The sequence below is a fragment of the Psychrobacter sp. UBA3962 genome, from assembly GCF_002385225.1.
Lineage (GTDB): Bacteria > Pseudomonadota > Gammaproteobacteria > Pseudomonadales > Moraxellaceae > Psychrobacter.
The window spans coordinates 33,044-55,785 of the sequence record NZ_DGDC01000013.1; the positions used below are offsets into that span (position 1 = coordinate 33,044).

Genomic DNA, 22,742 nt, shown 5'->3' on the forward strand with positions numbered 1-22,742 from the left:
TATGACCGACTCTATTGCCCCTATCATTGATATTAGCACCTCGGAAGCTGTACCAAATGAGATTGCTGATAAGTTTTACTCACCTGATCACATTAAGCAGGTACTGACTACGACTTTAGACTTTATAAGCACTCAGTCCATTACTTTGCCGTATTTTGAAGAGTTAGATACTAAAACTTGGTCACAGAAGCCAAAGCAATTGGGCGTGTATCTGACCGATAGAACTGAAGGGCGTGAACTTAATTTGGAAGCGCGTAATAAAGATTATGCTACCAATATCTTATCTTACCCCAGCGATCTACCAGCTTTTATTGTGACTGAAATGCCAGAAATTGCTCTTGGTGAGCTGATTATTTGTCATGAAGTGGTCGAGCAGCAAGCCAGTGAGCAACACAAAACGGTAGCGGACCACGCAACCCATCTACTGGTTCATGGCATTTTGCATCTATTTGGCTTCGACCATGAATTGGGGCAAGCTGAGCAAGATGAAATGGAAGGGTTTGAAATTGCGATTTTAGAAAAGCTGGGGATTGCTAACCCTTATATTGCTAAATAGTCATTACCCTTACTCTATTATTTTATCAGTGCATATAAAGTTTATTGTGCTTTTTAAAATAAACTATAAGCACCTTATAGCTACATTATCTTTTTAACTTATATTGTCAAAAGGACTTGAAAAAAATAAAGTTATCCGCATATATATAGGTAAGAGAGACACTTAGATGTCACATAGTAAACCATTAACTATAAGGATAATAATATGACTAAATTAGTAACTAGAAACTCGCTTTTTGATAGTTTATTTGATGAAATGGCACCCAGCTTCTTAATGCGTCCCCTTCATGGTGATGCGCTACCAGCTGCTTCAAAGATTAAGATTGATGTCAGTGAAAAAGACGATACCTTCTTTGTTAATGCAGAGATTCCAGGTGTGGCAAAAGAAGACATTGATCTGTCGATTTCAGGCGATGTGGTTTCAATCAGTGCTGAAATTTCTCAAAAAGATGAGCAAAAAGAAGGCAATAAAGTGCTACGTAGCGAGCGTTACTTTGGTTCAGTTTCACGCAGCTTCCAGTTACCTGAGAAGATTGATGTAGATAAGGCAGAAGCGTCATACGAAAACGGCGTATTACAACTGTTTTTACCGAAGCTTACGAGCTCAAGCAGTAAGAAACTTGAAATTAAATAAGTTATTGATTGAATAAATCAGTTTGCTTATTTGGAAGGGGCGCATAAGTGAATCATGTGCCCCTTCTTTATGAGCTGTCTACTTGCTGCGATCAGGAGCTTAGCATTCATTATTAAGGGTAAACTATTGGTTTAAAAGCTGACTCTTTCTGCTAATATATGCGTTTAGATTTTTTTATATTTGAGCAGCCCAACTATGTCGCTAAAGCCCCCTTCCTTGTCCTTTACTCCCTCTGTATTAACCCTTACCTCTGCAGCTCGATTTTCAGGCTTCTATTTGCTGCTTTCTGGCAGTTTAATATTAGGTATGAATACCAGTCAGGCGGCCCAGGAAGAACCCATTAGTATAGATAATCAGAAGTTTAATGCTTGTTTAGACAATCTGGTACAAACCGGTCCTTTTTCTGGAGTAAGAGACACATTTAACCAGTATCGTCCATTACAAGGTGATCCTAGTGTGCTGGAATCTCTAGACTATCAGCCTGAATTTGCCAAAGAGCCATGGGACTATTTGGCCAGCTTAGTTGATGAAGAGCGGGTAGTTGATGGGATTAATGCCAGCGAAAAATATGCGGATATTTTGGCCAGAATCGAGTCAGAATATGGGGTTAACCGCTATGACGTGCTTGGTGTCTGGGGAGTAGAGTCAGACTTTGGTACCAAGCTTGGCAAAAAGGATGTGGTAGATTCACTAGCCACTTTATCTTGCTTTGGTCGCCGTCAAAGCTATTTTCGCGGAGAATATGTCAGCGCTTTAAAGATTTTAAAGCAAGGTGATATAGCCAAAGAAGACTTTAAAGGCTCTTGGGCGGGTGCTTTTGGTCAAACTCAGTTTATGCCCTCTACTTTTTTGCAACTGGCACAAGACTTTGATGGTGATGGCCGAAAAGACTTGGTGAACAGTCAAGCAGACGCCCTAGCTTCTACGGCTAACTTTCTAAAAAATAGCGGCTATCAATCAGGCCAACCTTGGGGCTATGAAGTTCGTTTGCCTGCCTCTGTTAATGCAAAAAATGACCGTAAGAATAAACAGCCCATTTCACATTGGCGTAGCTTAGGAATAACTTTGGCTGACGGTAGTCCTCTGCCCGAGACCTTGGCCTCAGCAGGATTGTTTTTACCGTCGGGCAAAAATGGTCCTGCCTTCTTGGTAGGTCGTAACTTTGACTCTTTTTATGCTTATAATGCTTCAGAAAATTACGCTTTAGCCATTGCTCATTTATCCAAGCAGATTGAGAAACAAGATACCAATGTTGAGTTTGCTACTCCTTGGCCTACAGATGACCCAGGCTTGAGCCGTAAAGAATCTCGTGAAGTTCAAGAGTCATTAAATTTATTAGGCTATGATATCGGAGAGGTAGACGGCATTATCGGTGACGGTACCCGCCGTGCTATCCAAAAGTATCAAGCGGATAACGGTCTTGAGCCTGATGGCAAAGCTGGCAAAAAAATCCATCAGCATCTTATGGACAGCTCAGCACAACTAAGACAGACCGCACAGCAGCAACAAGCTGAGGAGGCTTCGTTAGATTCTGAATCGATTGCTACTGGGTCAAACAGCAGTGCCAAAGCCTCTGAGGCTAAATCTACTGCTTCAGGTTTCTTTGAAAACAAAAGCCTTATCGCCATTGCCATAAGTTTACTAATTCTTCTGGCTATCATCCTTGTTAGCAAAAGAAAACGCTAGTGGCAATAAACCCCTGTTTTAGTTGTCGGTAACTAGAGTTACAACCATAAAAAAAATCCAAGCCTAAGCTTGGATTTTTTTATGGAGCATTAACTGATTACTATGAGCTTAATTACTACTGGATTAATAGTTATCAAAATACTCTTTTACTTCATAGTAGCGATCACTTAGTAGTCTTGTGATACATTGCATTCTCACAATCTCTTGACGCGCAGGCTCCGCACTTCTTGCCTCTTCCACACAGACTTCATCACGCCACTCTACCCAATCTTTTTGATCATATTCTATAGAGTTTTGAGCTTCTTTAGAGGCCCTGCCCCACATTTTATTGAACTCACTGCGTTTATAGTCCATCTCTGCTTTAACTTTGGCTTGTTCAGCGGCAGTAGCAGCCATAGCACTGGCAGCAGCAGCAGCGGCTTTATCTGCAGCACTTTGTACTTCAGAGACTTTTTTCGCTTCTTGCTTTGCCTCTACCACTTTTTTGCCTTTAACGTTATTTTTCTGATCTGCATCAACCAGCACATAGGCCAAGAACATGGCTAAATCATTGCCATTTTGAGGCTCAACAAAGATCACCTCACCATCATCAGTAGGCTGTACTGAGTATTCCATCTCATAGCTTACTGTATTGGCATCAAGCTCAATATCTTGCTGATAGGCATCTTCTTGTACATCAAATTCACCATTATATTCTCTGGTGACGTCTGCATTTTGGATAACCTTGCTAGGGATCATTACCGTCAATGTGCCCTTACAGAAGTTCTTAGTGCTTTGAGGGTCGTCTTGAGAAGTGCGAATATGATCCAGATTCATCTTTAATTGGTTGATACCAGCACGAATACTAGAGCCAGAAGTGGGTCTATCAAACGAAGCTGCATAGCCTTTGGCGCTAGAGTTGATCGCTTTTTGCATAGAATCAATCACTAAGCTTTGAGCATCTGGATTCGAGCATTCAATTTTACTTTTACCTCCAAGCCCCACATCAGGCACTTTATCGCAGCCTACAAACAATAATGCAGAACTTAATAGAGCAATTTTCGGTAGATTCTTATACATAGGCTATTTCCAATTTAGAATAATTAACTCACCTAATAACACATTAATAAAACCAATTTAACAATATGACAATATTATAGTAACAAAGATTGGATTTTTAAGAAATAGTCTTTTTATTACAAGTAATGAATAATAAAAAAGACCCTGCTCATTTGAACAGGGTCTTTTTCCTTACCAATCTAGCCAATCTAGATTTACGCTCTATCTATTAGCTTTTCATACAGCCTAATCACACAGTCAATTCAATTAGCCTTTAAGTCTTTTAACTGATTTTGAGTTACAGCCTTTGTAAAGGATTTTGCTGCTGGCATCTTGAATGTTAATGCTAGAGTTATGATAGTTATTTAGACGCAAAGCATTACTCATAATGCTGAAGTTGTCTTCATCACCAAATACCGTATCGACGGTGTCTGAGCGGCCCAAATTAATAGGTAAAAATCTGTCTTTACCATTTAAATTGGCTTGAGCATAAGTGGGTAAGCTCTGCTTGTTAAAACCATAAGTTACGCTGATTTTATTTTTGCCTTGGCAACTGTAGTTTACTTGTCTAACTTTAGTCGCTGAATCATGGCTGGTTGCAGGATCCATCACTTGATCCGAATAGGCAAGTGCTGAGCCTGAGGTTAATGCAGCTGCTACTACTGCAGCAGAAGATAATACAGTGGTTAATTTTTTCATAATAACGCCTTTTTTGGAAATTATAACTATAAGGAAGAAGAAGAAATACCCTTCTAATAACCAAATGCTACTGTTTAAATATCTTTTGCCCTAAGCATTTGGAAGATATGGATATATTAAAACCATAAGATTTAAGTTGCTATTATTGCATAGTAACTTCTATATATTGTTTTGTTATAACATAACATTAATTGTAATATAGGAGTTTTCAAATATCAATATAAGGTTACTGCTTACTTAAATAAAAAACCGCAGACCTATTTGCTTGAAATCTATTTACCCAATACCTGCTTAAAAGAACTGACCTAAAATTAAACTGTCCCTAAATAAAAAAACCTTGCCAAATTAATGGCAAGGTTTTTTGGGTCTAAACACTTGATTTAAATCATTTAGCTATCAAAGCTAACATGAAAAATTAAAGTGTAAAAAAGCTTATTTAGGATGAACCATATCAGCAGGGATTACCCACTCATCGAACTGCGCTTCAGTCATTAAACCAAGCTCTACGGCCACTTGTTTCAATGTCTTATCTTCTTTATAGGCAGTCTTAGCAATTTTTGCTGCGTTTTCATAGCCTACATGACGGTTTAACGCCGTTACTAACATCAGTGAGTTGTGTAAGAAATCATCGATTTTATCTTTAACGGGCTCAATACCTACCGCACAGTTCTCATTGAAGCTGTTACAAGCATCGCCCATTAGCTTGATTGACTGTAATAAGTTATAAGCGATAACTGGCTTATAAACGTTCAGCTCAAAGTTGCCTGAAGCGCCAGCGAAGCTGATAGTAGTGTCGTTACCCATTACTTGAGCTACTGCCATAGTCATGGCTTCAGACTGAGTTGGGTTTACTTTACCTGGCATGATTGAAGAGCCTGGCTCATTCTCAGGAATGGTTAGTTCGCCCAGACCACAACGTGGACCAGAAGCTAACCAACGTACGTCATTGGCAATTTTATTTAAGCTGGCCGCTAAAGTTTTTAACGCACCTGAAGCGAATACTTCAGCATCACGAGCAGCTAGTGCTTCAAATTTGTTTGGTGCAGTTACAAATGGTAGACCCGTTAGCTCTGCTAATTGCTCAGCTGCTTTTACCGCATAATCTGGGTGTGAGTTTAGACCGGTACCTACTGCAGTACCGCCTAATGGTAACTGATATAAGCCTTGTAACGCATTGTCGATACGCACTAGCGCATGATCAAGCTGGCTGACATAGCCGCTGAACTCTTGGCCCAAAGTTAAAGGAGTCGCATCCTGCAAGTGAGTACGACCAATTTTTACGATGCTGTCGAATTCTTTGGCTTTTTTGTCTAGTGTGTCACGTAGCGCTTTAACCGCTGGGATTAACAGGCTGTTGATTTGACGAGCAGCAGCAACGCGGATAGCGGTTGGGAAGCTGTCGTTAGTAGACTGAGCATGGTTCACATGGTCATTAGGGTGTACTGGTGAATAAGTACCACGCTCAGAACCTGCGATTTCGTTAGCACGGTTGGCCAGTACTTCGTTCATGTTCATGTTTGATTGGGTACCAGAACCTGTTTGCCATACTACCAATGGGAACTGATCGGTAAGACCACCATTGATCACTTCGTCAGCAGCTTGGATAATTAGGTCACGTTGGCTTTCTTCGATACGGCCAAGGCTGGCGTTGGTGATAGCTGCAGCTTTTTTAACCAATGCCATTGCTTCAATCATTGGGCGTGGTAGAGTTTCGCCACCAATCTTAAAGTTTTCACGGCTACGCTGAGTTTGAGCGCCCCAGTAAGCGTCGCTAGGTACTTCCACATTACCCATGGTATCTTTTTCTATACGAGTTGACATAATGTCTCCTGTTTTTTTATATAAAACCTAAAAGAATTTGTTATGGTATTAATGACATTGATGACTCAGCTTACCAATACAGTAGGACTGAGTGTAATATAGCGTAAATATGATAGCATGACTTGATATCAAACGCATTGCTAGCCGCTGTTTTTCAATGGCCTTTTTTTAATAGCTTTTTTAGTAGTGTACAGAGCCCACATCCTAGGCACTCATCTTAGCTTTTGACTATAGCTATTTTTGACCTTAATTATTATAAATGAAACTATGAACAATAACCCTTCTCGTCGCGAAATTAATCATCAACGCCGTTCGCTAACCGAACAACAACGCCGTAATTCGGCTTCAATGGCTTTTCGCCATTTATCAAAGCTGCCCCCTCGCCTACCCAAAAACGCAAAAGTGGCTATTTATTTGGATGACTTTGGCGAGTTACCGACCCAGCCCTTATTAAAATGGTGTCAACGCATGGGCTACAAAGCTTATATGCCAGTGATTAATACGCTAGGTAAAGACAATAAACACATCCGCTTTGCGCCGATTGAGCACACTAAGCTGATTAATATTTCCACCGTGCGCCATCCTTTCGGTATGCAAGAGACCAAACACCGTCATTTATTAACAGCCGATCAGCTTGATTTAATAATCTGCCCCTTGGTAGCCGCTGATGAACAGGGCAATCGTATGGGCATGGGCGGCGGTTTTTATGACACCACAATGGCTAAATCTTACCAATATAGCAGTTCAAAAAATCACCGCAAGCATCCCCTACGTGTCGGTTGGTGTTATGAATTTCAAGTGGTGGATAAGCTACAGACTCAGCCCTGGGATGTGCCACTTAATGCGTTAATTACCCCTGAAAAAATACGGTGGTTCTCATGAGTAAATCGCCTCAATCAAATGACAGTAATGTCAATATAGACCCTGTCGATACTGAAAAGACCGTTGATAATCTAGATAGCTCTAGCGCTGATAACGTGGACCGTCATTTGCAAAATTTAGAGAGCACTGCCACCTCTGCCCCTCAACGCCAGCTATCCCCTGAGGAGCAGTTATTTACTGAGGAGGAGTTGGCACGCCTAATTAATCCTGACAGACTCAAAGCCTTGATGAGTAATGGCGATGATTTCTTAGGTTATTTAACCGGTGAGATTGATAAGTTTGAAGACTAAAGATTAATAAGCAATATCCTAGTCCAAATTACTTTTACAGCATTTAAAAACCAAAAAAGCGAGGCAGTTATTCTGTCTCGCTTTTTGGTTAAGTGTTAACTATAAGGTTTTAGTTACAGCACCATCGCCGCAATCCAACCAAACGCCAATAACGGTAAGTTATAGTGTAAAAAGGTAGGAATGACACTGTCTTTAATGTGGTCATGTTGGCCATCCACATTAAGACCGGACGTTGGGCCAAGCGTTGAGTCAGACGCTGGAGAACCGGCATCACCAAGAGCACCCGCGGTGCCAATAATAGCCACGGTGGCCAATGGTGAAAAGCCCATCGCCATACATAAAGGCACATAAATGGCCGCAATAATCGGAATGGTCGAAAACGATGAGCCAATACCCATGGTCACAATTAAACCAATTAATAACATAATAAAGGCTGCGATACCCTTATTACCGGCAAACAGATTGGTTGCGCCTTCGATCAACGGAGCAATCTGATCGGTGGCTTTCATCACTTCAGCGAAACCTTGGGCGGTAATCATAATAAATCCAATCATCGCCATCAGCTTAATGCCTTCATTAAACACGCTGTCCGCTTCGTTCCACTTCACTACCCCTGTGGCCATAAATACCCCAAAGCCAAATAACGACCCTAATAATAAAGAATCGGTATAAAGTTGGACCAAAAAGGCGGTCACAATCGCTAACAAAGCAATTAAGGTTTTGCCTTTACTGGGCGCATTCGCAGCCGTTGCTGCTTGAGTCAAGGCATCGCCCTGACCCTGTGGCGCAGTATAACTATTACCTTCATTAGACAGCGAGGTGGACAGGTTATAGTGACGAGGCTTACGATAACTGATAAATACCGCGGTTAATAAGCCCACTAGCATTCCCAGTGCTGGAATAGCCATGGCTTTCATTACTGAAATATTTTCAACATTTAAACCGGCTTCGCTGACGTTTTTCAGCATGATTTGCTTTAGGTAAATCTCCCCAAACCCATAAGGCACGAACATATAGGTGGTCACCAAACCAAAGGTCATCAAACAAGCCAGCAGACGTCTGTCAACTTTAAGACGGTTAAACACCATTAATAAGGGCGGGATAATCAAAGGGATAAAAGCAATGTGAATCGGAATTAAGTTTTGACTGAAAACACTCATCAGTACCAAGCCAAAAAACAGGGCCCATTTGATAGAGCCAGAGCCTGCACTTTTCTCATTGTTAATACGGTTGATTACCGCATTAGACAGAGATTGAGGTAACCCAGAATGGGCAATGGCTACCGCAAAGGCCCCTAGTAAGGCATAAGACAAGGCAATTTGTGCCCCATTTTTAATCCCTTCTTGGAAGGCTGTCAGGGTAGCGTCAACCCCTAAGCCACCGACTAGGCCCCCTACCATTGCCCCTATCAGTAAACTGAGGACAACGTGGACTCGGGCCAGTGATAGACCTAACATCACTACCACGGCCAATAGTACCGCATTAATCATAATTTATTCCTTATAGAATAGAGTGGTTATTTAAGCCAGTGGCTTTGGCATAAATCTTTCTTCTATAAAAGTTGGTTTTTGAGTAGATAGCACCCATATCATTGGTTAATGATCATCAGTCACTATCAAGTTTGATTGCAAAAATTATTTATGTTCTTAAATCGCTACTTTAATACCGTGTGGTTAATAAACCGTGGTTTTTAAAATAACCATTCTGCAAAAGTAGCGTTACAAACTGTCTATTCTAACCGATTTTTGTTTTATAGGTCATTGTACAAAGACTATCTGGTTCAATTTAACTTGCAATTCTCATCTATCATCACCATTTAGTAAGTCATAGCATAAAAAACTTCTGAATAAGAGGTTTTATGGCACACGATAAGGAAAAAATATGAGTAAATCCGATAAAGATTATGACAGTGATTTCGAGCAACTGGTTGATGACCAAATCGACAATGACCAAGTGGACAATGAAATACAGTCTACTGAAACTGAGGTTGCCCAAGATACTGACATAACTACAGATTTTGAGCCAACGGATGCGGCCCCAACTACTAAAGACAAGGCACGCACTTTGCCGCTATTGGCTCTACGTGATGTGGTGGTCTATCCACACATGCAAATTGCTTTATTTGTGGGTCGTGAACCTTCAGTGAAGGCAATTCATGCTGCTCAAGAGCATTTCGATGACATGGTCTTGGTCGTGGCACAAAAAGACTCGCTCAGCGAAGACATCGAGTTAGATAACCTATATCAGTATGGGACGGTGTGTCGTATCGTAAGCACTATGCCGCATGACAGCGATGAGAACTGCATCAAAGTCCTGATTGAAGGTGCCTATCGGGCCAAACTAGACAAAGTCACGGATACAGGTGACATGTTGCATGGTGAGTTCACCCCGAGTGAGATCCACTTACCTATGGGTGAAGAACAGCAGAAGAATACTATTGAAGCTTTACGCAGCTTATTTTCGACCTATGCTGAGTCACGTCTGCGCAATAGTCGCGAACTGATTCGTGTCGCGGATCGCATTGAGGACTTGTTGGAGTTGGTATATTTCATTGCCACTCGTGCCTCTCTGGATCTAGAAGATAAGCAGCTGTTACTAGAAAAAGATGACATAGCAGCCCACATTAATACTCTAACTGAGTATTTGGCGAAACAGACTGCAGAACAATCTATTGAGCAAGAGATCCAAGAAGCAGTACGCCGTCAAATGGAGAATAACCAACGCGAGTACTTCTTAAATGAGAAGATGAAAGCCATTAAAAATGAGCTTTCTGAAATCAGCGATGGCTCTTTTGATAGCGAAGATGACCTGGAAGAATTAGAGGCCCGTTTAAAAGAAGCGGATTTACCAGAAGATGTGCGCAAAAAAGCTGAGCAAGAATTTAAAAAGCTGAAGATGATGCCACCAGCCTCAAGTGAATCTTCTGTGGTACGTAACTACATTGACTGGATTCTAGACACGCCCTGGAACAAAGCCAGCAAGGTTTCAATCAAGCTAGATAAGGCCGAAGAAGTATTAGATGCTGACCACTATGGTCTGCAAGATGTCAAAGACCGTATCTTAGAATACTTAGCGGTGCAATCGCGTGTGAAAAAGTTGCGTGGCCCTATCTTATGTCTTGTGGGTCCTCCAGGGGTGGGTAAAACCTCTCTAGGGGAATCTATTGCCCGTGCTACCGGTCGTAAGTTCGTCCGTATGGCTTTAGGCGGCGTACGTGATGAAGCTGAGATTCGTGGTCACCGCCGTACTTATATCGGTGCGATGCCAGGTAAAATTGTACAGTCACTGGCCAAGGTTGAGGTGAAAAACCCGCTGTTCTTATTGGATGAGATTGATAAGATGGCGCAAGACTTCCGTGGCGACCCAGCTTCTGCGCTGCTTGAAGTACTAGACCCTTCACAGAACGATAAGTTTAATGACCACTATTTAGACTTGGATTTAGACCTATCCCAAGTGATGTTTATTTGTACTGCCAACAGCATGGACATTCCGCCTGCGCTGCTGGACCGTATGGAAGTAATTCGTCTACCGGGTTACACCGAAGATGAAAAAATCAACATCGCTGAGAAGTACTTGGTGCCTAAGGCCATTAAGCAAAACGGGCTAAAAAACGATGAGATTGAAATTGTGCCGGAAGCTTTGCACAGTATCGTTCAGCGTTATACTCGTGAAGCCGGTGTGCGTAACCTTGAGCGCGAAGTGAATAAGATTTGCCGTAAAGTGGTCCGTGAGTCTATCGAGAAGTACGGAGTTAAGCCTTCTAAGAAGACTAAGATTGAGACCGTAGTAGTTGATGCAGACAACATTAGTGATTACCTTGGTGTGCATCAATACGACTATGGCTTAGCCGAGGAAGCTCCTGAAGTGGGACGCGTAACGGGTCTAGCTTGGACTAGCGTTGGTGGTGAGCTGTTAACCATCGAAGCCATTACCATGCCTGGCAAAGGAGAGTTTATTTATACCGGCTCTCTAGGCGATGTAATGAAAGAGTCTATCCGAGCTGCTATGAGCGTGGTTCGTGCTCGTGGTGAACTGCTAGGTATCGATTACGAAACCTTTAAGTCCAAAGATGTGCACGTGCATATGCCTGAAGGGGCGACGCCTAAAGATGGCCCGTCAGCAGGTATTGCACTAACCACAGCGCTTGTGTCTGCGATGACAGGTATCGCTATTCGCTCTGATATTGCTATGACAGGCGAAGTAACACTGCGCGGTAAGGTTCTACGTATTGGGGGTCTAAAAGAGAAGCTGCTAGCCGCACATCGTGGGGGTATTAAGCACGTATTGATTCCAGCCTCCAATGAACGTGATCTGGTAGAAATTCCCGATAACGTGAAGGAAGGGCTAGTCATTCAGCCAGTATCTACTATTGATGAGGTGTTGGAAGTGGCGTTGGTTAAAGCACCTGACCCGCTGAAGCCTACCAAAGTTGCCGTAGACACTACTAAATCTACCAAAGCTTTACGGAGTTAGTTACAGCGCTAATTAGGTTTACAGTTTTTTATTCGAAAAAGCCGCTTTTTATAAGCGGCTTTTTTTATATTGTTTATATTATATTTGAGCGTATTTAAACAAAAGGCCTTATGAGTGTATTTACATTTTATAACGTATTGCAACGTTTCCGCTAAAGGTTTTACCTCTGCTATCGCTATAATTAAAAGGCTAGCTAAACAGTATTCACCATAAATAAATAATATTTACCATGAATTTGTATCAATAATTAAAGCTAGTTTATAAAAAATAAGCTTGAAACAACTCAAATAATTAACAACTTCCAAAAGCTTATTAAAGGCTATAAATAACAATATAATTTAAAATAGGAGTATTTATTAATGAAAAAATTATTTACCACCTCAGCGATTTTAGCCTCAGCACTGGCCTTATCGGCTTGTCAAACTACACCTACTAAAGGCGATCTTCCTGCCGAAGTACAGCCTGTTCTGCAAGCTCAAATGCAGACGGTAGATGTGAGTCAAGCGCATCTTGGCAAAATGTACTTGCGTCCCGTACAAGGTGGCGTCCAAGTATTTGGTGAATTAACAGCCTTAAATCCTGGCTCTACCTATGCTATCCATATTCATGAAAATGGGACTTGTGCCAATAAAGGTCAAGATGCAGGCGGTCATTTTAACCCCTTAAATAAACCACATGGTCATCCTAGCAGTATGGACAGCCATGCAGGTGACCTACCCAACATCACAGCTGATGCCAATGGTGTGGCGAGAATGAACTTTGTGCGTAAAGATATTTCAGTAGATCCACGCGTGGCTAACACAGTTCATAACCGTGCCTTTATCATCCACGCTGGTGCCGATGACTATACTAGCCAGCCTGCTGGTAACTCTGGTGATCGTATGGCATGTGGTGTGATCGAAGCTTATTAATCTGATATCTCTAAAGAGATGATATCTGATTTTATTTAAATAAAGGTTTCGATATCACTAGTTTAGATTAGTTTTTTGAGCATTCAACGCTCTATATTTAACGTCAGTTTCTATATTAGAAGCTGGCGTTTTTTATCTTCAATACAATAGTTAATAATGATACCTATACCCATCATCTTATACGACAAGTAGTGTCGTATAACCGCTTTAAACCTCTATTAAGTTGATGACAATTTGCTATACTTACCGTATAGGATCCACTGTTATTATGATGCATTGCATAAAAGACTAAAGCCGACCCTTTATTAAAAATACACAACAAATTCTAATATATTTTATTAGTGATACTAAATTATAATTTAGTCTTTATAATAACGGTGTGATTCACTAATCCTTCACTCTAAACCAAAAACTATTCTTATTTAAAACTCCAATCTTTTAACCAAATTATTTATTACTTATATTAGGACATCATTATGGATGACAACAAAGCCAAAGCGTTAAAAGCTGCCTTAGGCCAAATCGAAAAGCAATTTGGTAAAAACACCATCATGCATTTGGGCGATAACTCAGCCACGCTAGATGTAGACGTGGTTTCTACCGGTTCATTAGGCTTAGACATTGCTTTAGGTATCGGCGGCTTACCAAAAGGTCGTATCATTGAGATTTATGGTCCAGAGAGCTCGGGTAAAACCACCCTTACCCTACAAGCCATCGCTGAATGTCAAAAACAAGGCGGCACTTGTGCCTTTATCGATGCTGAGCATGCCTTAGACCCTATTTATGCCCGTAAATTAGGTGTGAATACTGACGACTTGCTTGTTTCTCAACCTGATAACGGTGAGCAAGCACTTGAGATTACCGACATGTTGGTGCGCTCTGGAGCACTAGATATGATTGTTATTGACTCGGTCGCCGCCCTTACTCCACGCGCTGAAATTGAAGGCGAGATGGGGGATAGCCACATGGGTCTGCAAGCACGTTTGATGAGTCAGGCGCTGCGTAAAATCACCGGTAATGCCAAGCGTTCAAACTGTATGGTTATCTTCATTAACCAGATTCGTATGAAAATTGGCGTTATGTTTGGCTCACCTGAAACCACTACTGGTGGTAACGCCCTTAAATTCTACGCTTCAGTTCGCTTAGACATTCGCCGTATTGGTGCCGTGAAAAGTGGTGATGAAATCATTGGTAACCAGACCCGTGTGAAAGTGATCAAGAACAAAATGGCACCACCGTTCCGTCAAGCTGAGTTCGAAATCACTTATGGCGAAGGTACCAACCATTTGGCCGAAGTTATCGACTTAGGCGTAGAAATTGGCGTGGTTGGTAAAGCTGGTGCCTGGTACAGCTATGGCGATGAGAAAATTGGTCAAGGTAAAGCCAACTCAGTATTGTTCTTAAAAGACAACCCCGCCATTGCAGAAGAAATTGAGGCAAAAATCCGTGCTGAGAAGCTGGCTGTAGAACCTGAGAAAGGCAAAGAGACTGCCAACGATGCTGAAGTAGCTGAACCTGAAGTCGAATAACCTTCATCTAAACATAACTCGCTTAGATATAAAATGCAGATTAAAACTTTAGCCCAAATTTTGGCAGAGAACGAGAAGGGAGAGAAAACCTCCTCTAGCAATCAGTCAAAATCTGGGCAAGTAAAGTCAAAAAGCACCTCTACTCAAACCGTATCACGGGCACAGACCTCCTCTGCCCGTGATTTTTATGTGTCTAAATCTCAGGACAATAAGTCTTCATACCCTATAACATCAAACTCTAAGAAAGCGTACTCTAAAAAATCAAACTCGAGACAAAGTGATGCGGATTTCACACCTAAGCTAGACGGCTCCCCTGCTGTTTCTTCCTTATTCGAGGACACAGCAGATAAGCAAACCGCTCGACCCAAAAAGCGTAAGAAAAAAAGTTTCCACCCCGCCTCCCCTTATCAGCCCAAAACCAAACTGATTGAGCCGGTCAAAGAAGTCAATCCCAATAGTATTAAAAGCTTGTTAGCCCAGGTCAAAGCTGAGGCTGAACAGCAAGAGCAAACCGATTCTCTATTGGCTGATACATCAGCTACTGCATCAACACAGACTTATAGCCAAGTTGAAACCGATAACTCAGGCATAGATAACCTGCCGGCAGCACTTAAAGCTTATCTAAAAACGCCTGAGCAGCGTCAAGCTGAAAAAGAGGAAATCAAAGCCAATAGCCGTCTGCGTTGGTTGGCTTTTTATTATCTTTCTCGGCGTGAGCATTCCGCTGGGGAGCTGCGTCAGAAGCTACTCGATAAAGAGCAAGACCCCGATAAAATTGAGGAGCTACTGCAAGAGTTTGCTGAAAAAGGCTATCAAAGTGACCATCGTACTGCGCTAATGCTCATTCGTGAAGGCATCCGCAAAGGCCGGGGCCGCTTACGCATTAAAAATGATTTTTATAAACGTAAAGTCGAAGTGCCGGCTAATATCGATGAGCTGATTGACATGGCGATGGAGGACAACGAAGAGTTTGTCGATGTCCTGTCTGACCATGAGTTAGTCGATGGTGTGGATTGGTTACGTCTGGCCGTTGAGGCTCGGGTCAAAAAGTATGGAAGCCAGATTCCCTCCAATCAAAAAATTAAAGCCCGCCAGCTACGATTTTTGCAGTATCGCGGCTTTAAACCCGACATTTGCTTCCAAGCCATTACCCATAATTTAGAGAGCCTGGAAGATCGCTTTTAGGGTGTGGTTTGGCTAATTAATAGCGTTCAGATGATAACCACCCGTTTATACCACTTTTTCTAGTCCAAGCGGCTCTAAGCCACCCAGTTTCGGCTCACCATTCTTACCATTCTCCGGAAACGGCAAACGCTCCCCGTTCAACTGATACCCTCGGCGTTGGTAATAAGCCAATAACTCTGGACGCTGACTTAGGATGCTCATGGTTAAACGGGTTTTATGAGGATTATCATCCGCGTTTAGATGACGCCCTGCAAAGGTTTCTGCCGCTTGTAAAATCTCATTGCCCACGCCTAAGCCTTGTAAACTAGGATGGACCGCAAACATACCAATATAGGCGGTGTTTTGTTCTGCTTTGATGTCCACAGCAATACAGCCTAAAATCTTGCCGGTCTCATTGCCCTCATTGACTTCAGGGAACACAAATAAATAATGGCGTGGTGCATTGATAACTGCTTCAATTTCTTGCGCCGTAGTACGAATACCCCCGACCAAATTGGCTTCGTTGGTCCAGCCCACATCTTCGCGATAGCATTGATTTAACAAGCTAAGTAAGGAGTCGACATCCTCAAGGGCAGCTTGACGCAAAAAACATTGGGTCGGGACATATTGGGTTTAGACATAGTGGTATACTCCACGAGCTAGAGGTAAACAGTTTAAGATTATTAAAGCAGAAACTGAGCCTATTAGTAAACCTCTTAAGCCCTACATAAGCCATACCAATACACTGTTTTTAAATTTTTTTATTTTCTGAGCTTATTATGACATCAGCCACCGCCCAAACACCTATTAGTCCCGAACAAATCACCCAATTAACTGACTCTCGCCAATGGGCACAGCCTACCCCTGCCCCTATTTGTAGCGCCCGTTTTAAGCAAGCTGCTGCAGATTTTCAAGTTGACGAATTGTTAGAAGTTGAGCTGTCAGGTGCAGGTGAGCATTTATGGCTATTGATTAAAAAGAGCGGTATGAACACCAGCTTTGTGGCTGTACAATTGGCCAAATGGGCCAAAATCCCTAGCCGTGATGTTGGCTACTCAGGGCTAAAAGATCGTCAAGCAGTAACGACGCAGTGGTTTAGTTTGCGAATCCCCAAAGGTGAGTTGCCAGAATCGAGATTTGATGACTTTATTACAGCTAATCTAAACTCTGAATCTGAGTCAGTGCAAGTACTTAAAAAAGCTTGGCACAGCAAAAAACTTAATCGTGGTACTCATAAGGCCAATAAGTTTGTCATCCGCTTAACCGATATTGAACTAAATCCTAAAGTCGCCGCAACAACTGCTAAAGCTGATGAAATATTAACCGTTATTAGTAAAGCAGGCGTGCCCAATTATTTTGGTGAACAGCGTTTTGGCCGCCAAGGCAACAACATTGCTAGTGTTTTAGAATGGTTTGAACAAGGCACCATAAATGGCCGCAAACCGCACCCAAAAAAGAGCCGTGATTTGCAGTCGCTACTGTTATCCTCCGCTCGCAGCGCCATTTTTAATCAGATAGTCTCAACTCGAGTTGAGCAAAATTGTTGGGATAAAGCGCTTGAAGGGGATGTTTTTAACTTAAACGGTTCAGGATCGGTGTTTAGCGTTGAGCAAATAGATCAGGAAATACAACAGCGCCTTGCCAGCGGGGATATTCACCCGACCGCACCGTTATGGGGTATAAAAAATGACAAAGTTGGCGGAGCTGCCAAAGCATTGGAACAACAGGTGGTAGCACAGAATACCATCTTACAAAGACTAGCTCAGGGGCTTGAGAAAAAAGAGCTTAAAACCATGCGCCGTGCCACACGCTTACCAGTTAACGACTTAAGCTGGACTTGGCCTGATGAGCAAAGCTTGATACTACAATTTACCTTGCCAACAGGGACATTTGCTACCAGTGTTTTGGCAAGCTTAGTAACGGATTTAACTCAGTAACCCTTCGAGAACTAAAGTTTGACCTTCCGCCAGACTTGGCACATCGCCAAGTTTGCGCCAAGGCATACTGCTACCATGAAAGTCACTGCCCGTCGACACTTGTAGTCCATGCTCAGCAATACTGCGATCGACCATACGCCGAGTGCTTAGGGGTTCGTCATTATTGGGTAACTCACAGCCATCACCGCCAAATTGAGCAAACTCAGCAATTAGCTTGCGCACTCGGGTCGCCGATAGATTATAACGGGTTGGATGTGCCAATACTGCTTTACCACCACAGCGATGGATAAGATTAATGGTCTCTTGCATACTTAGCGTCTCGATAGGTACATAAGCGGCTTTATTATCGGCCAAATACTTATCAAAAGCTTTTTGCATGGTCGGCACAATCTCTTGCTCTAATAAAACTTTAGCAATATGGGCGCGACCTACCGCATCTGCATTACCGTCTGCTTTTACCAGTACCGCTTGCCACATCTCATCGAAATCATGACCCGTTAGCTCCGCCATTTTTTCGACAATCATCCGGCCGCGATTACCACGACTGACTTGAATGTGGGTCAAAGTTTCATTCATTTCGGTAAAGTCTGTAAACCCCAAACCTAGCACATGAATAATTTTGTCCTTGGCTTTATTTTTGCCATAGCCACCGGTAAGCGTGTGCTGACAACTGATCTCTACCCCATTAATTAAAGTGATACCTAACTCTTCGGCCACCGCCTTGGCTTCTGGAATACCAGCTAAGGTATCGTGATCGGTTAAGGCAAAAATATCGATATTAGCCTCATGTGCTTTCTGTAAAAGCTGAGTTGGGGTATTACTACCATCGGAGCAGGTGCTGTGACTGTGTAAATCGATGCGTTTGTAACACAAGGATTGGGCGTTTTGGGTTGAAGTTATTTGTGTAAGGCTATGCGGCATATTTTTATCTTTATAATTTGTTGTCTATAATTTGGTCTTTATAACAAGAAGATTGTCTCACCAATATTGTAACGGTTATTACCTGCTATTTGTCGATATATTTCCAGACATTTTTTAGCTAATTTTTACAGTGATATTCAGATTATAGGGCTTAAACGATTGCTTTGAGTCGGGTAAATAGAAGAGATACCCGCTTAAATTTAAAGCTTCAATATAGCGCCAATGCTTTTTTTTATGGGGAATGGCGTGTAAACTATCGCCACAAGTTATCTCTCTTATTCTGTTAATTTATTATTGTGACTTCTATGAAAGCATTGTTAGATTTTATCCCCTTACTCGCCTTTTTTTATGTGGCGAAAACCCAAGGTGTTTTGGCTGGTGCTGGGGCAATCTTAATCGCCACTGTGGCCGTGGCAGCTATTCACTTGATGACACAAAGAGGTCGTCTTACTAAACAGCAAGTTGTGACCTTAGTGCTAACCGTGGTCTTCTGTGGCTTAACGCTATTATTCCATGACGAAATTTACTTGAAGTGGAAGTCAACGGTGATTAATGGGGTGTTCGCAGCGGCCTTATTAATCAGTGTATTGGTGGGCAAACCCCTGTTAGAGATGGCCATGAAGAGTGTCTTTAGCTTGACCAAATCAGGATGGAATAAGCTAACTTTGGCATGGGTAGGCTACTTTGTCTTGATGGCTGGACTGCAGTATTACTTTGCCTTTTATACCAGCGAGCAAACTTGGATTAACTTCAAAAGCTATGGCTGGCTGCCTTTCATGTTGGTGTTTATGGTGGGTCAGTTTGTTATACTTAAAAACCACCTCAATCCAGAAATCACCGACGACAAAACTAAAAAATAGCTTAGACTTAACTCAGCTGTCGCAAGTTGAGTTTTGGCCCTAGTCTATAGTTTTCGCTTAGTCTGGACAGTTAACACAAACCCGCCCCTATCGATACGAGGCTTACTATGCCATTATTCATGATTATTGGTCACGATGTTGCTAATTCTACACAGTTAAGACAAGAAACCCGTCCCGCTCATATTGCTCGCCTAAAGCAACTTGAGTCAGAAGGTCGACTGGTTATTGCCGGTCCTAACCCCATTGAACATGGGGAAGAGGGCATGTCAGGTAGCTTGGTTGTCGCCGCTTTTGATAGCTTAGAGGCTGTTCAACAATGGGCGAGCGAAGAGCCTTACTTAAAGGCAGGGGTTTATAGCCATGTCGATATTAAGCCCTTTATTCAAGCCTTGCCTTCTGCTTAATTGACCCCCAGTTTTATTCGTATTGGAACCCATCGCCATGCCTGTTTCAAAATGCTCTGCACACACTGCTGTTACCCCCTCTAAAGCTAAGAGTAATGCCTCAATAATCCATGCTGCCTTACTTGCCTGCACTTGGTCATTATCCGCCGCACTCATGCCGGTGGCTGCTTCTGCAGCACCTACTGTGGTGGTTAATAATGAGCAGCAGGCAGCTACTGCAGAGGAAGATCCACAGGTCGCCCCCCAACCCAACACTCCTTTTAATGAAGTTAATCCACAAAGCCCAAATCAACAACAGGCAAACCCAGGCGAAACCCCAAACGCCCTAGAAAACCCAAACAGTTTGGCCAGTGGCATGCAGCCCAGCGACTCTGAATTATCCGCTGCCAATCAAGAGTTACTTAGCCGTAATGCGCAATTGCAGCGCGATGTGAATGACCTAGAAACTCGGGTTAATGTGTTAATCAATGAGCGCAGTGGCCAGCTGTTTATGTATGGGGCAGTCACTGTAGCTGTTTCTTTATTTTTAGGCATCCTATTGGGGGGTTTCGTGTTCAGCAGACGCGATCGCTGGTAGTTAGTTGCTAATAGGTAGCTTGAATTAGTTAGTTGCCAGCAGTTAATTAGAGTCAGTTAGTCATTGCCTTTTTAATTAAGACAAGTGAGTAAATCGTGAGTGAAGTAGCTAAGGTGATCCCTGCCAAACTGTCATGGCGTGAAGATGAGTTGGGCAACTTGGTACCCGTCTCGGAAGTCTTCGGCGACGTTTATTATTCTTTGGCCGATGGTCTGGCAGAGTCTCGTTATGTGTTTTTACAACAAAACCATCTACCTGAACGCTTTGCGGTTCTTTTTGAGCAGTATCTACAATCCCTTAATACGGATTCTAATATTAAAGCTACCACAGACAGCGCATCAAGCTCTGAAATTTCAAACAGCTTTACCATCGCTGAGCTGGGTTTTGGCACTGGACTCAACATTCTGGCCACTTGGCAACTGTGGCAGCAGACCAAACAAGCTGTCTATTCTCAGCATCCTCAACAAGAGGCCTGTAAGCCACAGCTTAGATATCAAGCGCCTCGCCTACATCTCATCAGCACTGAGAAGCACCCTCTAACCTTAGAGGACTTAACGCGTAGCTTGCAGAGCTGGCAAGACAATGACCCTACCCTCACGCCGCTCATCACTCGTTTATTGGCACTATATCCCACGTTAGTTTCAGGGTGTCATCGTTTACATTTAGAGCAGGATGTAACTTTAGATTTATGGCTAGGTGACGCCACTGAGAGCTTACAAAAGTTAGCTGGTGCTGACTACAATGCGTCTAATGAAGCTCAAATAGACGCTTGGTATTTGGATGGTTTCGCACCCTCTTGTAATGAGTCACTATGGGCGAAGCAAATCTTTGAGCAGGTGCAGCGTCTATCAAACATAGGCACCACTGCAGCTACTTTTAGTTGTGCTGGGGTGGTAAAAAGAGGCTTAGAATCAGCCGGCTTCGAGATAAAAAAAGTCAAAGGCTTTGGTCGTAAACGTGAAATGCTTACCGCCAGAAGATTAAAGAATACAGGCTCTGATAACGATGAGTCTGATAGCCTAACTATCAATATCAATCAAAAAGAACGCTTTGAGAATGAACGCTATAAAAAAGTAGCCATTATTGGAGCAGGCGTCTCTGGCCTCATGGTCGCCTGGTCTCTGGCTCAGCGCGGACTAAGAATCACTTTAATTGACCAATCTGCCCCTTTAGCTGGCGCGTCTGGCAACCCTAGAGCCTTATTAGCACCAAAAATGACGCCTATTACCCACGTAGCAGAGCATTTGCACAGTATTGGCTATCTGTATAGTGAGCGCTTATATCGACAGCTAGATAGGCAGAATGAGCTGCTTTTGGACTCAGCTAAGACAGATCCTAATCTTAACCTGACTAGCCAAATATTTCAGGCCACAGGCACTGTAGATTTACTAGTGAAGTCTAACGTCGGGGTTGCGCAGATTGCTGAGTATCCTGAGCAAATGGCGACCACTTTAGCGGAAGAGAAAGCCCAAGAAATCACAGGCTTAGAGTGTCAAGCTTTAGAGGAAAATCTCTACTTACCTCAAGCGGGTTTGGTGAATCCTAAAGCTTTGGCCGACACTATTTTGAATCATCCCAACATTCACTTTAAGCAGGCCAGAATTCAGCAGATACAGGTTTCTGAAACTTCAGCTAATGCGTCTGGGAAGGTACAGTTAATTGCGGAATCTGCTGTGCTAAATGATCATAATGATAACAGTGAAGCTGATAAAGATGATGAACTGGCTAACTTTGATGCAGTCATTATTGCTACCGCTTTTGACAGTCAGAATTTAGATGCTCGGATATTTGAGTTTCGTAGAATCCGTGGTCAATTGTCTTGGTTTCAGCCCACACAAGAGCAGTTAACAGCTTTACCCAAATTACCGCTTAAATATGGCGGTTATTGCGCCAGCTTTACCCCTTGCAAAAATGATGAACTGCTGAATCCTGTTTCAGTTAATACGCCTAGTTTTTTATTGGGAGCTAGCTTTGTTCGCAACGACATGGATACTGAGATTCGTGCCTCCGAGCACCAAGTCAACTATGACAAGCTGATCACAGCTGTCCCTGAGCTTGATAGCGTTCTAGCTAGCACTAAGACAAACAATGAAGACAATGATTATGCGGGCTGGCAAGCCCGTGTCGGTATCCGTGCTCAAACCCCAGACTATCATCCCTTAGTGGGGCGAGTTGATGAAGAGGGCTTTATTTGGACCTTAAGTGGTATGGGGTCAAAGGGTTATGCCTTCGCCCCTATATGCGCTGAGGTTATCGCCGATATGATGCTCGGCCAATACACGCCTTTGCCAAAATCGCTGCTAGAGAGATTGTCTCCACAGCGTAGTAGTCTACAAAAGCCGTTACCTAAATGATCCGATG

20 protein-coding genes are annotated in these 22,742 nt (G+C 42.7%); 14 read left to right on the top strand and 6 right to left on the bottom strand.

Translation table 11 applies throughout. The features are described from left to right. Nucleotide 1 precedes the first annotated feature (1 nt). The 3 genes from ybeY to B3S92_RS03635 all read left to right on the top strand — a co-directional run bounded on the left by ybeY (nt 2) and on the right by B3S92_RS03635 (nt 2,875). On the top strand, nt 2-556 hold the full coding sequence (ybeY, locus tag B3S92_RS03625) for an rRNA maturation RNase YbeY (protein WP_296202814.1): 555 nt from the start codon (nt 2-4) through the stop codon (nt 554-556). A 204-nt stretch (nt 557-760) separates the two neighbouring features. Continuing rightward, a complete protein-coding gene (locus B3S92_RS03630; RefSeq protein ID WP_296202817.1) occupies nt 761-1,189 on the top strand; it encodes an Hsp20/alpha crystallin family protein in 429 nt (142 codons plus the stop codon). A gap of 306 nt (nt 1,190-1,495) precedes the next feature. After that, a complete protein-coding gene (locus B3S92_RS03635) occupies nt 1,496-2,875 on the top strand; it encodes a lytic murein transglycosylase (protein WP_296202936.1) in 1,380 nt (459 codons plus the stop codon). 123 nt (nt 2,876-2,998) lie between these two features. On the opposite strand, the gene B3S92_RS03640 is transcribed toward B3S92_RS03635, so the two are convergent. The 3 genes from B3S92_RS03640 to fumC all read right to left on the bottom strand — a co-directional run bounded on the left by B3S92_RS03640 (nt 2,999) and on the right by fumC (nt 6,433). Next, nucleotides 2,999-3,934, bottom strand: coding sequence for a DUF1311 domain-containing protein (locus B3S92_RS03640; RefSeq protein ID WP_077449896.1), 936 nt, complete (start codon nt 3,932-3,934; stop codon nt 2,999-3,001). Nucleotides 3,935-4,180: 246 nt separating this feature from the next. Beyond that, nucleotides 4,181-4,612 (bottom strand): DUF7606 domain-containing protein, encoded by a 432-nt coding sequence (locus B3S92_RS03645; protein WP_296202818.1) that lies wholly within the window; start codon nt 4,610-4,612, stop codon nt 4,181-4,183. A gap of 432 nt (nt 4,613-5,044) precedes the next feature. Continuing rightward, nucleotides 5,045-6,433, bottom strand: coding sequence for a class II fumarate hydratase (fumC, locus tag B3S92_RS03650; protein WP_077449898.1), 1,389 nt, complete (start codon nt 6,431-6,433; stop codon nt 5,045-5,047). Nucleotides 6,434-6,700: 267 nt separating this feature from the next. Between fumC and B3S92_RS03655 the strand changes: the two genes are divergently transcribed. Together B3S92_RS03655 and B3S92_RS03660 are read left to right on the top strand one after the other, a co-directional pair. Further along, a complete protein-coding gene (locus B3S92_RS03655) occupies nt 6,701-7,315 on the top strand; it encodes a 5-formyltetrahydrofolate cyclo-ligase (protein WP_296202819.1) in 615 nt (204 codons plus the stop codon). Continuing rightward, the gene (locus B3S92_RS03660; RefSeq protein WP_296202820.1) at nt 7,312-7,605 is read left to right on the top strand and encodes a hypothetical protein; all 294 of its coding nucleotides are present in this window, start codon (nt 7,312-7,314) and stop codon (nt 7,603-7,605) included. Before B3S92_RS03655 ends, B3S92_RS03660 begins: the two co-directional genes overlap by 4 nt. 113 nt (nt 7,606-7,718) lie before the next feature. On the opposite strand, the gene B3S92_RS03665 is transcribed toward B3S92_RS03660, so the two are convergent. After that, nucleotides 7,719-9,095, bottom strand: coding sequence for a Na+/H+ antiporter family protein (locus B3S92_RS03665; RefSeq protein ID WP_296202821.1), 1,377 nt, complete (start codon nt 9,093-9,095; stop codon nt 7,719-7,721). A gap of 391 nt (nt 9,096-9,486) precedes the next feature. Here B3S92_RS03665 and lon point away from each other — a divergent pair, with 391 nt between their 5' ends. From lon to B3S92_RS03685, 4 genes are all read left to right on the top strand, one after another. Continuing rightward, nucleotides 9,487-12,078, top strand: coding sequence for an endopeptidase La (gene lon / locus B3S92_RS03670; protein ID WP_296202822.1), 2,592 nt, complete (start codon nt 9,487-9,489; stop codon nt 12,076-12,078). 359 nt (nt 12,079-12,437) lie between these two features. Beyond that, nucleotides 12,438-12,989, top strand: a complete 552-nt coding sequence (locus B3S92_RS03675) for a superoxide dismutase family protein (protein WP_296202823.1) — start codon at nt 12,438-12,440, stop codon at nt 12,987-12,989. Nucleotides 12,990-13,465: 476 nt separating this feature from the next. Beyond that, nucleotides 13,466-14,518: a recombinase RecA gene (gene recA, locus B3S92_RS03680; protein WP_296202824.1), complete on the top strand. Its 1,053-nt coding sequence runs from the start codon at nt 13,466-13,468 to the stop codon at nt 14,516-14,518. Between the two features lie 33 nt (nt 14,519-14,551). Beyond that, on the top strand, nt 14,552-15,703 hold the full coding sequence (locus tag B3S92_RS03685; RefSeq protein WP_296202825.1) for a regulatory protein RecX: 1,152 nt from the start codon (nt 14,552-14,554) through the stop codon (nt 15,701-15,703). A 45-nt stretch (nt 15,704-15,748) separates the two neighbouring features. Here the strand turns inward: B3S92_RS03685 and B3S92_RS03690 are convergent, their stop codons facing one another. Then, nucleotides 15,749-16,288, bottom strand: coding sequence for a GNAT family N-acetyltransferase (locus B3S92_RS03690; RefSeq protein WP_296202826.1), 540 nt, complete (start codon nt 16,286-16,288; stop codon nt 15,749-15,751). Nucleotides 16,289-16,461: 173 nt separating this feature from the next. Between B3S92_RS03690 and truD the strand changes: the two genes are divergently transcribed. After that, nucleotides 16,462-17,619, top strand: a complete 1,158-nt coding sequence (gene truD / locus B3S92_RS03695; protein ID WP_296202827.1) for a tRNA pseudouridine(13) synthase TruD — start codon at nt 16,462-16,464, stop codon at nt 17,617-17,619. Here truD and B3S92_RS03700 read toward each other — a convergent pair. Beyond that, nucleotides 17,608-18,540, bottom strand: a complete 933-nt coding sequence (locus tag B3S92_RS03700) for a PHP domain-containing protein (protein WP_296202828.1) — start codon at nt 18,538-18,540, stop codon at nt 17,608-17,610. The genes truD and B3S92_RS03700 overlap by 12 nt on opposite strands. A 305-nt stretch (nt 18,541-18,845) precedes the next feature. Here B3S92_RS03700 and ispZ point away from each other — a divergent pair, with 305 nt between their 5' ends. From ispZ to mnmC, 4 genes are all read left to right on the top strand, one after another. Continuing rightward, nucleotides 18,846-19,400, top strand: coding sequence for a septation protein IspZ (gene ispZ, locus B3S92_RS03705; RefSeq protein WP_296202829.1), 555 nt, complete (start codon nt 18,846-18,848; stop codon nt 19,398-19,400). 107 nt (nt 19,401-19,507) lie between these two features. Further along, nucleotides 19,508-19,804: a YciI family protein gene (locus B3S92_RS03710; RefSeq protein ID WP_077449956.1), complete on the top strand. Its 297-nt coding sequence runs from the start codon at nt 19,508-19,510 to the stop codon at nt 19,802-19,804. Nucleotides 19,805-19,841: 37 nt separating this feature from the next. Continuing rightward, nucleotides 19,842-20,381, top strand: a complete 540-nt coding sequence (locus B3S92_RS03715) for a hypothetical protein (protein ID WP_296202830.1) — start codon at nt 19,842-19,844, stop codon at nt 20,379-20,381. Between the two features lie 95 nt (nt 20,382-20,476). After that, entirely contained in the window at nt 20,477-22,735 is a 2,259-nt protein-coding gene (mnmC, locus tag B3S92_RS03720; protein WP_296202831.1) for an FAD-dependent 5-carboxymethylaminomethyl-2-thiouridine(34) oxidoreductase MnmC, read from the top strand. The last annotated feature ends 7 nt before the right edge of the window (nt 22,736-22,742 follow it).

Bases quoted from the DNA above. Each gene is read 5' to 3' on its own strand.
- ybeY (WP_296202814.1), top strand. From the start codon at position 2: ATGACCGACTCTATTGCCCCTATCATTGATATTAGCACCTCGGAAGCT.
- B3S92_RS03630 (WP_296202817.1), top strand. From the start codon at position 761: ATGACTAAATTAGTAACTAGAAACTCGCTTTTTGATAGTTTATTTGAT.
- B3S92_RS03635 (WP_296202936.1), top strand. From the start codon at position 1,496: ATGAATACCAGTCAGGCGGCCCAGGAAGAACCCATTAGTATAGATAAT.
- B3S92_RS03640 (WP_077449896.1), bottom strand. From the start codon at position 3,934: ATGTATAAGAATCTACCGAAAATTGCTCTATTAAGTTCTGCATTATTG.
- B3S92_RS03645 (WP_296202818.1), bottom strand. From the start codon at position 4,612: ATGAAAAAATTAACCACTGTATTATCTTCTGCTGCAGTAGTAGCAGCT.
- fumC (WP_077449898.1), bottom strand. From the start codon at position 6,433: ATGTCAACTCGTATAGAAAAAGATACCATGGGTAATGTGGAAGTACCT.
- B3S92_RS03655 (WP_296202819.1), top strand. From the start codon at position 6,701: ATGAACAATAACCCTTCTCGTCGCGAAATTAATCATCAACGCCGTTCG.
- B3S92_RS03660 (WP_296202820.1), top strand. From the start codon at position 7,312: ATGAGTAAATCGCCTCAATCAAATGACAGTAATGTCAATATAGACCCT.
- B3S92_RS03665 (WP_296202821.1), bottom strand. From the start codon at position 9,095: ATGATTAATGCGGTACTATTGGCCGTGGTAGTGATGTTAGGTCTATCA.
- lon (WP_296202822.1), top strand. From the start codon at position 9,487: ATGAGTAAATCCGATAAAGATTATGACAGTGATTTCGAGCAACTGGTT.
- B3S92_RS03675 (WP_296202823.1), top strand. From the start codon at position 12,438: ATGAAAAAATTATTTACCACCTCAGCGATTTTAGCCTCAGCACTGGCC.
- recA (WP_296202824.1), top strand. From the start codon at position 13,466: ATGGATGACAACAAAGCCAAAGCGTTAAAAGCTGCCTTAGGCCAAATC.
- B3S92_RS03685 (WP_296202825.1), top strand. From the start codon at position 14,552: ATGCAGATTAAAACTTTAGCCCAAATTTTGGCAGAGAACGAGAAGGGA.
- truD (WP_296202827.1), top strand. From the start codon at position 16,462: ATGACATCAGCCACCGCCCAAACACCTATTAGTCCCGAACAAATCACC.
- B3S92_RS03700 (WP_296202828.1), bottom strand. From the start codon at position 18,540: ATGCCGCATAGCCTTACACAAATAACTTCAACCCAAAACGCCCAATCC.
- ispZ (WP_296202829.1), top strand. From the start codon at position 18,846: ATGAAAGCATTGTTAGATTTTATCCCCTTACTCGCCTTTTTTTATGTG.
- B3S92_RS03710 (WP_077449956.1), top strand. From the start codon at position 19,508: ATGCCATTATTCATGATTATTGGTCACGATGTTGCTAATTCTACACAG.
- B3S92_RS03715 (WP_296202830.1), top strand. From the start codon at position 19,842: ATGCCTGTTTCAAAATGCTCTGCACACACTGCTGTTACCCCCTCTAAA.